The sequence below is a fragment of the Termitidicoccus mucosus genome, assembly GCF_038725785.1.
GTDB lineage: Bacteria > Verrucomicrobiota > Verrucomicrobiia > Opitutales > Opitutaceae > Termitidicoccus > Termitidicoccus mucosus.
Genome location: NZ_CP109796.1, coordinates 1,869,752 through 1,883,853, shown reverse-complemented (window position 1 = coordinate 1,883,853; position 14,102 = coordinate 1,869,752). Strand labels below are relative to the sequence as shown.

The 14,102-nt window shown below is 62.0% G+C and carries 12 protein-coding genes; 7 read left to right on the top strand and 5 right to left on the bottom strand.

The annotated features are described in order from the left end of the window. Positions 1–22: 22 nt before the first annotated feature. From OH491_RS06350 to OH491_RS06340, 3 genes are all read right to left on the bottom strand, one after another. Positions 23–2,947 carry a TonB-dependent receptor gene (locus tag OH491_RS06350; RefSeq protein WP_068771810.1) on the bottom strand — a complete coding sequence of 975 codons (2,925 nt, stop codon included), beginning with the start codon at positions 2,945–2,947 and terminating at the stop codon, positions 23–25. A 20-nt stretch (positions 2,948–2,967) separates the two neighbouring features. After that, the gene (locus OH491_RS06345) at positions 2,968–4,527 is read right to left on the bottom strand and encodes a sodium:solute symporter family transporter (RefSeq protein WP_068771811.1); all 1,560 of its coding nucleotides are present in this window, start codon (positions 4,525–4,527) and stop codon (positions 2,968–2,970) included. Between the two features lie 238 nt (positions 4,528–4,765). Then, positions 4,766–5,659 carry a nucleoside hydrolase gene (locus tag OH491_RS06340; RefSeq protein ID WP_068771812.1) on the bottom strand — a complete coding sequence of 298 codons (894 nt, stop codon included), beginning with the start codon at positions 5,657–5,659 and terminating at the stop codon, positions 4,766–4,768. A 276-nt stretch (positions 5,660–5,935) separates the two neighbouring features. Between OH491_RS06340 and OH491_RS06335 the strand changes: the two genes are divergently transcribed. Beyond that, complete coding sequence (locus OH491_RS06335) at positions 5,936–6,799, top strand: FCD domain-containing protein (RefSeq protein ID WP_068771813.1); 864 nt, start codon at positions 5,936–5,938, stop codon at positions 6,797–6,799. On the opposite strand, the gene OH491_RS06330 is transcribed toward OH491_RS06335, so the two are convergent. Then, the gene (locus tag OH491_RS06330) at positions 6,712–7,407 is read right to left on the bottom strand and encodes a lipid-binding SYLF domain-containing protein (protein ID WP_068771814.1); all 696 of its coding nucleotides are present in this window, start codon (positions 7,405–7,407) and stop codon (positions 6,712–6,714) included. The two genes, OH491_RS06335 and OH491_RS06330, sit on opposite strands and share 88 nt — an antisense overlap. 153 nt (positions 7,408–7,560) lie before the next feature. Continuing rightward, positions 7,561–7,932, bottom strand: coding sequence for a metallopeptidase family protein (locus tag OH491_RS06325; protein WP_068771815.1), 372 nt, complete (start codon positions 7,930–7,932; stop codon positions 7,561–7,563). 72 nt (positions 7,933–8,004) lie between these two features. Here OH491_RS06325 and OH491_RS06320 point away from each other — a divergent pair, with 72 nt between their 5' ends. The 6 genes from OH491_RS06320 to OH491_RS06295 all read left to right on the top strand — a co-directional run bounded on the left by OH491_RS06320 (position 8,005) and on the right by OH491_RS06295 (position 14,102). After that, positions 8,005–8,394 (top strand): hypothetical protein, encoded by a 390-nt coding sequence (locus OH491_RS06320; protein WP_068771816.1) that lies wholly within the window; start codon positions 8,005–8,007, stop codon positions 8,392–8,394. A gap of 108 nt (positions 8,395–8,502) precedes the next feature. Continuing rightward, entirely contained in the window at positions 8,503–9,753 is a 1,251-nt protein-coding gene (locus OH491_RS06315) for an NAD(P)/FAD-dependent oxidoreductase (protein WP_068771817.1), read from the top strand. Positions 9,754–9,901: 148 nt separating this feature from the next. Then, a complete protein-coding gene (locus OH491_RS06310) occupies positions 9,902–11,080 on the top strand; it encodes a sialidase family protein (protein WP_334319531.1) in 1,179 nt (392 codons plus the stop codon). A 35-nt stretch (positions 11,081–11,115) separates the two neighbouring features. Beyond that, positions 11,116–12,036, top strand: coding sequence for a dihydrodipicolinate synthase family protein (locus OH491_RS06305; protein ID WP_068771818.1), 921 nt, complete (start codon positions 11,116–11,118; stop codon positions 12,034–12,036). Positions 12,037–12,087: 51 nt separating this feature from the next. After that, positions 12,088–12,876 carry an SDR family NAD(P)-dependent oxidoreductase gene (locus tag OH491_RS06300; protein WP_068771819.1) on the top strand — a complete coding sequence of 263 codons (789 nt, stop codon included), beginning with the start codon at positions 12,088–12,090 and terminating at the stop codon, positions 12,874–12,876. Continuing rightward, positions 12,873–14,102, top strand: a complete 1,230-nt coding sequence (locus OH491_RS06295; protein ID WP_068771820.1) for a CaiB/BaiF CoA transferase family protein — start codon at positions 12,873–12,875, stop codon at positions 14,100–14,102. Before OH491_RS06300 ends, OH491_RS06295 begins: the two co-directional genes overlap by 4 nt.

Sequence of the window (14,102 nt, the reverse complement as noted above, 5' to 3'; positions counted from 1 at the left end):
TCTGCTGTAACTGATGTTCTTGCTAGAAACGCCCGCTGATTCCAAAATAGACTGCGGCGCCGCTGTAAAGTGCCTGGGCCAGCCTGTCTTCCGAATAACGATACCAACGCTGGGGCTCATTAAACGCGTTGATGACATCCACATAAAAACGCACTTCCGGGCGGAGCGTGTATGCGAAGCTAAAGTTCACCGTCGTGCGGTCATCGCGGTAGCGAAGCCGGACCTGGTCCTCGGCATAATCGGAGAGATACGAACTGGTGTAATTTGCCATTACCCGGGCGCTGATTTTCTTATACCGGTAAGTAATGCCTGCGTTGCCGGTTCTTGGCACAAACTTCACCAGATCGGTAACGGGATTTTCTTTCCCCGTGCTCCCATAATCGCCGCCCGTCGATAACAGAGTAAAATTAGCCAGCGCCCCAATGCCCTTCAAAAACCCGGGTAAAGATGTGAACTGCTGCTGCCATGACAATTCCAGCCCTTTTACGGCGGCCTTGCCCCCGTTAAACTGGCTGATCAATGTATAGCCATCATAGGCGCCACCAAAACCGTTGTCAGGTCCGCTGCCTATTGTTCCCATATCAGCGGAAACAATAAAGTCATCTATCGTTTTATAAAATGCACCGATTGAAACCTGCCCGACCGGTTCAAAATAATATTCAAATGACACGTCCCAATTTTCGGAATACTGAGGTTTCAGGTCATTGTTGTTAATCCGGACAATGAGTGCCGTGTCATTTACTGTCTTGTTTGGGACAAAATTAGTGAAATCCGGGCGCCCTATGGTATTTGACCAGCTAATCCTTGCGAGAAGATTTGATGTCAGGTTATAAATTAAATGCACACTGGGGAAGAAATCACCATATTCCGATTCAAGGGGAAATTTTCCGTGCTCCACGTAATCGTGATCCCCGTCCAAATCCATCCATCCCACGCCCTTGACGCTGGTATGCTCATATCTCACGCCGGCCAGGACCCCAAGCGACCCAAATCGCGCCTGTCCCATGATATATCCCGCATTGACGTCCTCGGCCACGTGGCGGGTGCCACCATATATCTGATCCGCATCATACTCCAAATCAGACTGGCGTTGATACCACTTTCCTATCGCGGCGGACGAAACCGTGTTTTCCTCCTGATGCCTCCGCACCGATGCCGTGTCATAGAATGGCAAATCTGAAGCCCCTTCTACTATAATTCCATAATTTGGATCCAAGGGAAACGGATTGGCGGCGTTGTATCCATAATACCAACGATGCGTGCCATTTATCTCCTCCACTTTTTGCCTCCGATACCGATAGCCTGTCTTAATATAAGCCGGGATGCCTATGGGCAGGGCATATTTTGCATTGATCGTGCCCCCATAAACATCGGTGTTTCTCTTATTGTTCCGGGTGGTTAGTGTGACCCACTTATAACTGTCCGGATCGTAAATACTGAGCCCATCAGTTTGCACAAAGCGCGGATACTCTTCCGAGCCGGACTTGTCGACGAGCCAGCCTACATTATCGAACTCCATGGTGAGAAGCCCTCCGCTGTCACGATCCCCCGCGCCATTGCCCAAATTTCCATGATTACGATTGTAACTAAGATCGTAATCGATCTTCAACCGGTCAAAAGTATGCTCCGCTCCAACTTGCAACTGTCGCTCCCGGGTTAGAAAACTATACAATATTGATTGCACCTGAAAACGAGAATTGGCTGTCGGTTCTATTTCGGTCGTATGGGCATCATAATAACCAATCGCCTCCGGCGAGTACGGCGTTCCGTCACCTTGCAATCTGGTATAGGCGCGCATGATGTAGTTTTCCTGCCCTTGCTCGAATGCGTCGTTATAAAAACCGCGTATAAAAATCTTTGTGCTTCGCGATACAATGTAATCGGCATTCAGCGAAAAGGTTGTCTGCTGCCTGTCGCCGAGCGTGTTTCGGGTGCGATAATCCCAGATATAAGCGGGATCGGCGGTGGTATAGGCATAATCCTGGATCGTCCAGTAAGTCCCGTTGACATTCTGGCTGTAAAAGGCTGAGGCGGATATGCCAAGATTGCGATCTCCTCCAAAGACATCAAACACCTCCTGATATTGCAGATTCCCCAAAGGGTGCATGTTATGCTGCTTGCGCAAGGGGATTTGGTCAAGAAAGGTGGGCGCCCAACGCGCGCCCACCCGGTATTCGATCCGGCGCTTTTCCTTCATCGTTAGCGCTGAGCGCGTTTTGAAATTCACCGCACCGCCGAGCGAATCCGCTCCCATGTCAGGGGTGCTGGCCTTGATTACCTCCAATTCATCAAATATGGCTCCGGTAAGCGAATTAGTGCGGTAATCCCGCGACATCCCTCCACTGCTCGATTGCATATTTCCGTTGACGCTAACGGTGTTCAGGCTCGGGCTGATGCCGCGAATGATCATTCCGGTGACATCGCCATCCTCGTTTACCTCGCCGGCTAGGCCGGGCAGGCGGATCAGCAACTCGCCGGCATTCTCGTTCGGAAGCTGCCCAAAAGCATCCATGGATACGACATTTTTTATGTTATCGGCGGTTTTTTGGCGCACGATGGCCGCGGCGTTGCCCTCACGCTCCCCTGTAACCGTGAATGCTGGCAGATTATATATTTGAGACGACATCTCCACATCAATCCGTGTCTCCGCGTCGGGGCCTATCTGCACTGATTTGTAAACACTATCCACTCCGGTGTATGCTATCATTACGACATATTCGCCAACCGGAACGCCCCGGACTACGAAGTTGCCGAGTTCATCGGTCAGAGCCTGCAAACTCGTGGTCGTCACGGTAACACTCGCGCCTTCAAGCACACGACCGGTGTCGGCGTTGCGCACGGTGCCGGCGAGACGACCCGGCGCCGCATCCGTTTGCGCATGGAGCGAGGCAGCGGCGAGAGCGAGGGCGCACAGTAGGGCTGCGGGGCGGGGGAGCAGTGTTTTCATGGGGGAGTGTTTGAGGTGTTTTATTTCAAAGGCGTGCCTGATTGGTCCCACACGGTGAGGTTTGTGAGGTCGCGCGAGCGCGCCGGGAAAATCCACGCGGCGGCGTAGCCGACGACGATCATGATGATGTTGCCTAGGATCGACGTGTAGTAGGGATCGAAGGCGCGCGGGAGAATGTTGAACTGCATGAGCAGCGCGTAGAGAGAGAAGGCCAGCGTCACCGCGATGCCGGTGAGGACGGCGCGAGCGTCGCCTCGGCGCGTCAACATGCCGAGCAGGAACGCGCCGGAGATGCCTCCGCCGACGATGGCGGTCACGACAATGTTGAGGTCGGTGAGGGTTTTGGCATCGGAAATGTGAAACAGATATGCGCCGGCGATCATGACCAGCGAGACGAGCAGCGACGCCAGCCGGCCGGCGCGGAGATAATGGGACTCCCCGCGTCCTTTTGCCATATGCGCCCTGTAAATATCGTTTACCATGACCATGCTCGCGGAATTGATCGCGCTGCTAAGCGCGGACATGGCGGCCGCCAGCGCGGAGGATATCACCAGTCCCACCAAGCCGACCGGCATCACCGTCACGATGAAATGCGGAAGGATGAGTTCCGCCTTTTGTGTGCCGGCAAGAATCTCAGCCGCCACAGGATCGGGGAAGTGGCGATAATAAACCCATAGCCCGGTGCCGATAAACATGAATATGGCCCAAATAGGCAGGCTGGCGAGTCCGAGCACCAGCATGGATTTGCGGGCTTCACGAGCTGATCGCGACGAGCACCAGCGTTGCACGCTTTCCTGGTTCAACTTGCCCGCCAGATATTGCGTGAATCCGACCAGAATGAGCATGGTGGCGGTCTTCTCGCTGAGCGAAAAACCCGCTCCGGTGGGATCGAGCAGACCGGTGGCGGGATTGAGATCGCGCAGCGAAAGTTTTCCTGAGGCTGAGGCTTCGGTGATCAGCTGGCCGAGCCCGCCGGGGATATTATATATTATCAAGGAGAGGATGACCACGGACCCCGTCACAAGAATGAGGGTTTGTATGACATCGGTCCAGATGACGGCCTCGAATCCTCCCTTGATGGTGTAGATGGCGGTAACTCCTCCGGCGATCAAGATACACTGCGGGATGCCGAGGCCGATCATCGCGGACATGAGCACGGCAACAAGGTAAACAATGGTCGCCGTGCGCACGATTTGCGCGACAAGAAAGACCGCCGCTCCATAGGCCGAGATGGAGGGGCCGAAACGGAGGGCAAGGTATTGATAGGCCGAAGTCACGGTGCCGCGGCGGAAGAAGGGGATGAACACATACGCGGAGATGAGGACAACGACAGGAAACGCGAGGTTGGGGAGGAAGCGCAGCCACGCGGTTTTGAAGCTGTCGGCAGGCAGCGCAATAAAGGTAACCGAGCTGATCATGGCTCCGATGAAGCTGATGCCGATGATCCATCCGGGAAAATTGCGCCCGCCGAGGAAATACCGCTCGGAGTCGCGGTTGCGGCGCGAAATCCACAGCCCCAGCGCGAGCGTGCCCGCGAAGTAGGCGAGGATGACAGCGATGTCGGCGGCGGCGAGGTTCATTTATAAAGTCTTTTTTTTGAACAGAAGGAAACGAGGGAACGAAGAAAGCCTTTTGGGTCGCGTGTTCTCTTTGTTGCCTTTGTTTTCTTATGTTCAAATTAATGGTTCGGTTTTTTTAATCACGGAAACACGGAAGGACGGAGGCGCTGAAAAGAAGGAGAGAGGCTTGTTTGCGTAGTTCAGTGTTTCCGCCCTTCCGTGCTTTCGTGATTAATTTATTGGTCCGGTTTGTTCATGCTCATGGTGCGGCGGCGAGTTTGCGCCACAGGTCGGTTAAAATCGTGTCGCGGTCCACGTCGGTCGCGACTTGGATGGCGTGGCGCGGCCCCGGCGCGGTCTCCCAGCGCAGGTCGGCAGTGAGGCGCGGACTGGGGACGGTTTCGCGCGAGAGCCAGGCGGGGTTGACGAGGAACGCGCTGGCGGCGACATCCCAGAGCGGCTTGGAGGCGAGGCTTTTCCGCGCGAGATAGTCCGCGAAGCGCTCCAGCAGAAACGGACGGATGCGGCCGGTGGCGGGGAGGCTTTCGCGCAGCTCGGGCAGCGTGGCGCGCAGGTGCTCGGCGACGTTTTTGCAGGGAATCAGCGTGAGCGGCGCGCCGGAATCGAGCAGGATTTGCGCGGCGCGCGCGTCCTGCTTGAGGTTGAACTCGCGCGCGGTCGGCCACGCGAGCGGGTGGCCGCCGAGCCAGGTCACGCGGACGCGCGGGGCGATTTCCGGCGCGAGCAGCAGCGCGGAGGCGAGGTTGGTGGCGGCGGCGATGCCGACGACGTGCAACGGCCCGGGCGCGGTGTCGTCGAGCGCGCGGGCGACGAGATCGTGCGCGGCGTCGCTCTCCACCGGGTGCCCCGCGCCGCCAATGTAGCTGGTGGCGCCGCGGAAGACGCGCCCGGCGGTCTCCTCGCCGAGCAGGCCGAGCACGCGGTGGATTTCCTGGAAACTTTTTTCCATGCCGTCGGCGGGACCGGTGGAGCGGGTGTTGAAAAACGGCGCGGCATAGACGGCCTCGAGCGCGACGCGGTCCGGGGAAAGGCAGAGGTGCGCGAGCGCGAATTGGTCGTCCACCTCATTGAAGGTGTCGGTGTCGAGCACGACGCGGAGTGGTTGCGGCTGGCTGGCGGTTTCGGCGGGCATGGGATTCGGGTTCCGGAAAAACGCGGGGAGCGGAGTGATGCGGGCGGGTTGGCGCGCGGGAACGTTTGAAAAACAGCGCTAAGAAGCCCGGCCCCGGCGCGATGGCAAACCGCAAACGGCGGCGCGGAAAAGAATGTCCGCTTTCTTGCAGCCCGATGTCCGTTTTCTATTAGTTTTCCTTTATGAACGTAGGCACGGTGTGTCTTTTGCGGCTTGTCACCGCGCTTGACTCGTCCTGGTTTTTCCATCTAGTTCAAGCTCGTTTTTCGCCCCGCCATGCCCGACGAAAAGTTCCGTGAACTCACCTCCCTCCGCGCCGAGATTGAGGCGTTCGGCGCATCGCGCACTGTCCGCCGCGCCGCCGCCGAGCCCGCGCTTCTCGACCGCCTGCGCGACATCTGCGCGCGCATCCGGCGCGCCGCCCACCGCGGTGACTGCGTGGCTTGCCGCGAGGCCGACGCGGAGTTTCACGAGACCGTCATGGACATGTCCGGCGTGCCCGGTCTGGCCGCGATGTGGAAAATCGCCTGGGAAAAGCTCGGCGCCTTCTATCTGCCGCGCTTCGACCACGACGTGAGCGGCTGGCGCAACAGCGTCGTCGAGCACGAGTATCTGCTGGAGACCATCCGGCTGGGCGAGCCAGTCGCCGCGGAGGAGGCGGTGCGCAACCACATCGAGGCGACCTACGTGAGCCAGTGTGCCGCGATGGGCACGCCGGACGCGGAGCGCGACGTGCTTTTTCTCGCCACGCGGCACATGGCGGCGCAGTTGCAATACCCTCTGCGCCTCGGCGACGTGGCGGCGCGCGTGGCCCGCGTCTGCCCCCGCCACCTCACGCGCCTCTTTCACCGGCAGCACGGCATGGGCTTCAAGGCCTACCTGCAAAAGCTGCGCATGGCAAAGGCCGCCGAGCTGATGGCGGGCACACGCCTGCCCGTGGCGACCGTCGCGCGGCGCGTCGGCTACCGCAACTTCTCACTCTTCGCCGCGCACTTCGTCCGCGCGGGCGGCCTGCCGCCCCGCGCATGGCGGAAAAAACACGGCGGGCACGCTCACTTCACGGCGGCGGGCGGGGCGATTTCGGTGATGAAATCCATCAGCGGTTTCGCCTCGGGCGCGCATTCGACGAAGTTGCCGTAGAGCAATTCGGGCATCGTGTAGTTGGTCTTGTGGAGCACGCGATTGGCCTCGTCGTTGCGGCTCATGTAGCCGGTCTTGATCGTGGCGCCGGCCATCAGGCCCTTGGCCTTGCTGTAAACCAGCACGGGCGTGTCGAGCACTTCCTGGCTCACCGCCTCGGCCTCGGCCCAATGCGGGCCGGCCGCGGCCTTGGCGTCCGCCCCGACATTGAAGCGGTTTCTGAACAGCATGCGCGGCGTGGCGTCGTCGGTCATGATATAAATGGTTTCCACGGTTTTTCCGCCGAGTTGCAGGCCGACGCTGGCCTCGCCGGCGCGGATGAGCACGGGGATGCTCCAACTGCCGTCGGGTTTGCGGGCGAGGATGACGCCGTAGCCGCCGCGCATGCCGAAGATGACGCCGGCCTCGAATTGGTTGGTGATGATGATGGCGCGCGCCCGGTCGAGGATGACTTGGGGAATGGCGTGTTTTTTATCCGCCATGAATTCGCGGATGATCGCCTCGCAGGACTCGATGCGTTTGACGCAATTCTCACGTTTTTCGGCGGCGTTCGATGGCAGCGCTGCAAGGCAGCACGCACCAAGGACAAGGAGGATGAGTTTCTTCATGGGTGGAAAATGGTTGCCGTGAACTATGCACGAACGGAACGGCGTTGGAAAGCGCGGAGTGTGATATGTTATTCAGGGGTTGAATCGTTCTCGAAACGCCACGAAAAACAAAAAAGAGAACGAGAACGAAGAACGGGAAAGAGAACGATTCCCTTAATCCAATCCGCGCGCTTCGAGGTCTTCCTCGTCCCAGCCAAGGTAATGCCCGAGTTCGTGCAGGTAAGTCAGCCGCACCTCCTCGCGGAAAACCTCCGGGTCGCCTTCCGCATAGTCGTAGATGCTTTCGAGGAACAACAGGATCTGCGCGGGAGCGACATTGCCCAGCCCGGGTTCCACGCCAAGTGGATCGCCCACAAAAAGCCCCAGGATGTCGGGTTCGAACTCGCCCGCCAGGATTTCCTCCGACGGCCAGTCATGGTAAACCACCGGCAGCGCCTCGGCATGGGGGCGAATGGCGGGCGGGAGTTTGCGGCGCGTGGCGGCGACGGTTTTTTCGGCTTCGGCGAGCAGTTGGCGGAAAGTCATGCTAGATTGTTGTAACTCCGCTTTGGTGGCGGCGTCTAGTTTCTCCGGTTACTCAAACCAACCAAAAAATATATGAAAGCCCTGAAAATCATCCTCGCGTCGCTGGTGTTTGCCACCGGCTTCGCGATTCCCGCGCTGAATGCCCAGGCTGACAGCGCCCCGAAAAAGCAGGCCCACGCGCGGCCTGATCGTGTGAAGCAGCTCACCGAGCAGCTCAGCCTGACCGCCGACCAGCAGGCCAAGGTCAAGGCCATCGTCGACGACGAGCAGGCCAAGTTGAAGGCCATCGCGAAGGACGACGAGAAACGCGTCGACAAGGTGAAGGCCGTGCGCCAGGAATCGACCAAGCAGATCCGCGCCACCCTCACCCCCGAGCAGCAGGCGAAGTTCGACCAATCCGCCAAGAAACGCCCGGAGGGTGCTAAAAAAGGGAAGGGTAAGAAAGAGAAGTCAGAGGACTGAATTACCCCGTCCCACTCTAACCCGCCGGCAACCGGAGGACGATTCCTCGCGGACCGGCGGTTTTCGTTTATCGACAGCGCGAGTCGCGCCCCGCACGCTGTCCGCCTCATGCAAAAACAACGGGTGGTCATCGCGGGCGGAGGGGCGGCGGGATTTTTTTCCGCCATCACCTGCGCGGAAAACGCGCGTGGCGGTCGCGAGGTGGTTTTGCTGGAGGCGTCCTCGCAGCCGCTCGCCAAGGTGAAGGTCTCGGGCGGCGGACGCTGCAACGTCACCCATGCGTGCTTCGAGCCGCGCGAACTGGTGAAGCGCTATCCGCGCGGCGCGCGCGAACTGATCGGCGCGTTTCATCGCTGGCAGCCGCGCGACACCATCGGCTGGTTCGGGGCGCGCGGCGTGGAGCTGAAAACCGAGCCGGACGGGCGCATGTTTCCCGTCACGGACGACTCGCAAACCATCATCGACTGCCTTGAGCGCGCCGCGTCGGAGGCCGGTGCGAGCGTGCGGCTGCGCTGCGGCTTGGCGGCGGCGCGCGCGAAGGGCGCGGGCACCGGCGAAAACGCCGCGGGCGGTTTCGCCCTCACGCTGTCCGACGGCGAAACGCTCGATTGCGACCGCCTGCTGCTCGCCACGGGCGGCGGGCGGTCTGCCTCCGGGCCGGCCATCGCTGCCGCGCTCGGCCACACGATCGAACCGCCCGTGCCCTCGCTCTTCACCTTTAACACCGACGACCCCCGGTTGCGCGGTCTCGCCGGGCTGTCCGTGCCTGTCGCGACCGCGTGCGTGCGCGGAACGAAGCTCAGGGAAACCGGTCCCGTGCTCGTGACGCATTGGGGCCTGAGCGGACCGGCGATTCTGCGGCTGTCGGCGTGGGGAGCGCGCGAGCTGCATGCGCGGGATTATCGGTTTCCGCTGCAACTCAACTGGCTCGGCGCGTCTTCGCGCGAACGGGCCCGCGAGGAGCTTGCTGCGGCGCGGGCGGCCAATCCGCGACGGCAGGTCGCCACCTGGAATCCCTTCGCGCTGCCGCAGCGCCTGTGGGAGCGCCTGGCCGCGGCTTCGGGCATCGCGCCCGACGCGGTATGGACGGCCACCTCGAACAACGCCCTCGCCGCGCTCGCGTCGCAGTTGACGGAGGGCGAATACGCGGTGACGGGCAAGAGCACGAACAAGGACGAGTTTGTCACCTGCGGGGGCGTGCGCCTCGCCGAGGTGGATTTCAAGACCATGCAGAGCCGCGTTTGTCCCGGTTTGTATTTTGCCGGCGAACTCCTCGACATCGACGGCGTGACCGGCGGTTTCAATTTTCAAGCGGCATGGACGACCGGCCGGCTCGCGGGCCTGGCCATGGCGGAGTGAGGAATCCTGGCGCAGGCATTGGGGCGGCGGCGCCCATTGTCCGGCGCGCATGCCCCTGCTGTTTTTGCGATTGGTATGTCATGCAAACCAGTGAAACCAATTTGTAGGCAGGGAAACAGGGCGTGACGATGCGCGCATGTTTTCATCGTTGCTTCCAATCCCGACGGGTCGTCTTCGAGTTTGCAGCTGCATTTCCGCACTCGCGCTTCTGCCGTCGTTTTTCTTTCAGCCGATTGCCTCCGCGGCGGTCGGGCAGCATGTCGTCTATAAATCCGGCACCGAGGGTTATCACACGTTTCGCATCCCCTCGATCGTGAAGGCGCCGAACGGCGATTTGCTCGCGTTTTGCGAGGGACGGAAAAACAGCCGCAGTGACCGCGGCGACATCGACATTCTTCTGCGGCGTTCGCGCGATGGCGGGCGCACCTGGGGCGGGATTCAGGTTGTGTGGGACGACGGGGAAAACACCTGCGGCAACCCGTGCGCCGTGGTTGACGAAAAAACCGGCACCATATGGCTGCTGCTCAGCCACAATATTGGAACCGACCGGGAAAAGGAAATCCTGGCGGGAACCAGCGCGGGCACGCGCACGGTGTGGGTTTCGCATTCGACCGACCATGGCGGGTCATGGAGCGAGCCGGAGGAAATCACCGCCGCCACGAAGGCCGCCGATTGGGGCTGGTATGCCACGGGCCCCGGCGTCGGCGTGCAGATAAAACACGGGTCGCATGCGGAAAGGCTGGTCATTCCGTGCGATCATAGTTTCCCTACGAAGGCCGCCGAAGATGATCCCGGCGCGGGCTATGGCTCGCATGCGATTTATTCCGACGACCACGGAAAGACATGGAAGTTTGGCGCACCCATCCAGCCGCATGTGAACGAGTGCCAGCTCGTCGAACTTTTCGACGGCAAGGGCACGCTGCTGATGGACATGCGTTCCTACGCGAAACGCTCGCGTCGGGCGCAGGCGGCGAGCTCCGACGGCGGGGCGACGTGGGGGCCGGTGCGCGATGCCGATGCGCTGGTGGAGCCGGTTTGCCAAGCGAGCATCCTGCGCTGGGAGCGCGGGGAAAAAAAGGCGGGTCTGCTCCTGTTTTCCAATCCCGCCCATCCCCAAAAACGCGTGAACCTCACCGTCAAGGCCAGCGCCGACAACGGGAAAACGTGGACGCTCTCGCGCGTGCTGGCCAAGGGGCCGGCGGCCTATTCGTGCCTGGTGGCCGTCGATGACGACACCGCCGGCTGTCTTTACGAGGGCGGGGAAAGCATGGCCTACGAGCGCATCATATTCGCGCGCATTCCGGCCGCCGATCTTTTGGCCAGATAAACAAAACATCCAATATTAATCACACCGTAGTCATCATGAAACCCCGGTTTCGCGGGCTGATCGCAGCCCCCTTCACTCCGTTTAATCCAGACATGTCGCTCAATCTCGACGTGGTCCCGCTCTATGCCCGGCTGCTCCGTGAAAACGGCGTGGGGGCGGCGTTCATTTGCGGCACCACCGGAGAGGGGCTCTCGATGACCTCGCGCGAGCGCATGCAGGTGGCCGAGGCGTGGATGAAGTGCGCGGGGGATCTGCGCGTCATCGTGCACACCGGACACAACTGCCTGGAGGAGGCGCGCGACCTGACCCGCCACGCGGCGCAGATCGGCGCGGCGGCGGTGAGCGCGATGGGGCCGTGTTTTTTCCGTCCGCGCGACCAGGACGAGCTGGCGGACTGGTGCGCGCCGATCGCGGCCGAGGCGCCGGGGCTGCCGTTTTATTATTATCACATCCCGTCGATGACCGGCGTCGCCATGAAGATGGCCCCGCTGCTCGGCCTCGCCGGGGCGCGCATCCCGTCGTTCGCCGGCATAAAATACACGCACGAGGACCTCGACGATTACGAGGAATGCGTGAACCATGAAAACGGCCGGTTTGACATATTGTTTGGCCGCGATGAGTTGCTGATGGAAGGCTGGGCGCGGCGGGCGCTCGGCGCGGTCGGGAGCACGTATAATTACGCCGCCCCGCTTTATATAAAACTGCTGAAACATGTCGGCGCGGGCGAGACGTCCGAGGCGCGGAAGTTGCAGGACAAGGCGATCCGGATGATCGCCACCTGTTGCGACGTGGGCGTGACGCATTTCGCGAGCTCGAAATCCGTCATGGCGATGCTCGGCGTGGACTGCGGCCCGGCCCGGCCCCCGCTGCGCAATATCGCGCCGGAGCGCGCCGAGGAACTTCGCCATCGGCTGGAGCAGGAGGACTTTTTCAGCACCGCGTGCGCGGTCTCATGAGGCGCCGCTGGCGATGGCACCGGGCGGCCGCGACCAACGCAGTATTTCTCGATGTCACACCAACAGCTCAACGGCCTTTGCGCCCTTGTGACCGGAGCCGCCGACGGCCTCGGTCTGGAAATCGTCCGCGCGTTCGCCGCCGAGGGGGCGGCGGTGGCGCTTCTGGACATTAATCTCGCCGGCGCGGAATCCGCCGCCGCCGAACTGCGCGAAAAAGGCGCGCGCGCCGTCGCGCTGCCGTGCGATGTGGCGCAGACCGCGCAGGTCGATCAGGCCGTCGGGTCCGCCGCGCGCGAACTGGGCGGGCTCGACATCGTGGTCAACAACGCCGCCATCGCGCTGCCCGGCGATCCGGCGGCGATCACCGACGCCGACTGGCAGCGGGTGATCGACACGAACCTCACCTCGGTCTTCCGCGTGATCCGCGCCGCGCTGCCGCACCTCCGGGCGCGCGGCGGCGGCTCGATCATCAATCTCGCCTCGACGCAGGCGCACCGCTCGTGGGACGACTGGACCGCCTACGCGGCGGCCAAGGGCGGCGTGCTTGCCATGACGCGCCAGCTCGCCGGGCAGCTCGGCCCGGAAAACATCCGCGTGAACTCGATCTCGCCCGGCGCGATCAACACGCCGATGAACGACCGCCTCGTCGCGCGCGAGGGTCCGGCGTTGCTGGAAAAATGGCGCGGCATGCACGCGCTCGGCCGCATGGGCGAGCCGCCGGAGGTCGCGGCGGCGGCGGTGCTGCTCGCCGGGCCGGGCGGCGCGTTCATTTCGGGGACGGACATCCTGGTCGATGGCGGACTTTGCGTGCTGCCGCATTTCCCGCGTGGAAAATCATGACTGCAACCACCCATCAACCCGGCGCGCTGGACGGAGTCCGCGTGCTCGATTTCACTCAACTCCTGCAAGGCCCCTATGCCACGCAGATGCTCGGCGACCTCGGCGCCGATGTCATCAAGGTCGAGCGCGCCGGCACCGGCGATCTCTACCGCTCGATGACCTTTTTCAACGAATGGATCGCCGGCCGCGAGTCGCCGTGTTTCCTCGCCTGGAACCGCAACAAGCGCTCCATCGCGCTCGACCTCAAGCGCTCCGAGGGGCGCGCCGTGGTGGAACGCATGGCGGCGCAATGCGACGTGGTGGTGGAGAACTTCCGCCCCGGCGTGATGGCGCGGCTGGGCTTTGGCTACGAGGACTGCGCGCGGCTCAATCCGCGCATCATTTATTGCTCGGCCACGGGGTGGGGCAGGGACGGCCCCTACGCGGAGCGCCCGGGCCAGGATTTGCTGGTGCAGGGACTGACGGGCGCGGCCTTCACGTCGGGCCGCGCCGACGCGGGCGCGGTGCCGCTGGGCACGGCGTTGTGCGACCAGCTCGGCGCGCTGCACATCGTGCAGGGCGTGCTCGCGGCGCTGTATCACCGCGAGCGCACCGGGCGCGGGCAGGAGGTGCAGGTGAGCCTGCTCGCCTCGGCGCTGGCGTTTCAGGCGCAGGATTTTTTCACCATTCACAACCTGCATCGCTCCTTCGAGCGTCCGCGCTCGGGCATCGGGCATCCGGGCAACGGCGCGCCGTTCGGCATCTACCGCACGGCGGACGGGTGGCTGTCAATCGCGATGAATCCGTGGGACCGCATCGTCACGGCGCTCGGCGACCCGTCGCTTGCCCGGTATGACGATCCGCAGGCACGCTTCGACAGGCGGGACGAGGTGTTTGAGGCGATCCAGAAAATCCTGCTGGCCAGGACCACCGACGAGTGGCTGGAAATCATGCTGGGGCTCGACCTCTGGGTGGCGCGCGCGCAGACGCAGGACGCGGTGCACCGTGACCCGCAGGTGATGCACGAAAACCTGTTCACGTCCGTCGCGCATCCCGTGGCGGGCGAGATAAAAATGACCAACGTGCCCGTGCGCCTGAGCGCGACGCCGGGCTCGATCCGCCGCCCGCCGCCGCTGCTCGGCGAGCACGGGCGCGAGTTGCTGGCCGGGTTTGGTTATGACGAGGCCGAGATTGACGGGCTGATCGCGGGCGGAGTCGTGAGCATCGCAACGCCGCCGGAAAAATAA

What these genes read in the sequence shown, in the direction of transcription:
- OH491_RS06295 (WP_068771820.1), top strand. Translation starts at nt 12,873, where the DNA reads ATGACTGCAACCACCCATCAACCCGGCGCGCTGGACGGAGTCCGCGTG.
- OH491_RS06335 (WP_068771813.1), top strand. Translation starts at nt 5,936, where the DNA reads ATGCCCGACGAAAAGTTCCGTGAACTCACCTCCCTCCGCGCCGAGATT.
- OH491_RS06340 (WP_068771812.1), bottom strand. Translation starts at nt 5,659, where the DNA reads ATGCCCGCCGAAACCGCCAGCCAGCCGCAACCACTCCGCGTCGTGCTC.
- OH491_RS06320 (WP_068771816.1), top strand. Translation starts at nt 8,005, where the DNA reads ATGAAAGCCCTGAAAATCATCCTCGCGTCGCTGGTGTTTGCCACCGGC.
- OH491_RS06350 (WP_068771810.1), bottom strand. Translation starts at nt 2,947, where the DNA reads ATGAAAACACTGCTCCCCCGCCCCGCAGCCCTACTGTGCGCCCTCGCT.
- OH491_RS06345 (WP_068771811.1), bottom strand. Translation starts at nt 4,527, where the DNA reads ATGAACCTCGCCGCCGCCGACATCGCTGTCATCCTCGCCTACTTCGCG.
- OH491_RS06315 (WP_068771817.1), top strand. Translation starts at nt 8,503, where the DNA reads ATGCAAAAACAACGGGTGGTCATCGCGGGCGGAGGGGCGGCGGGATTT.
- OH491_RS06305 (WP_068771818.1), top strand. Translation starts at nt 11,116, where the DNA reads ATGAAACCCCGGTTTCGCGGGCTGATCGCAGCCCCCTTCACTCCGTTT.
- OH491_RS06325 (WP_068771815.1), bottom strand. Translation starts at nt 7,932, where the DNA reads ATGACTTTCCGCCAACTGCTCGCCGAAGCCGAAAAAACCGTCGCCGCC.
- OH491_RS06330 (WP_068771814.1), bottom strand. Translation starts at nt 7,407, where the DNA reads ATGAAGAAACTCATCCTCCTTGTCCTTGGTGCGTGCTGCCTTGCAGCG.
- OH491_RS06300 (WP_068771819.1), top strand. Translation starts at nt 12,088, where the DNA reads ATGTCACACCAACAGCTCAACGGCCTTTGCGCCCTTGTGACCGGAGCC.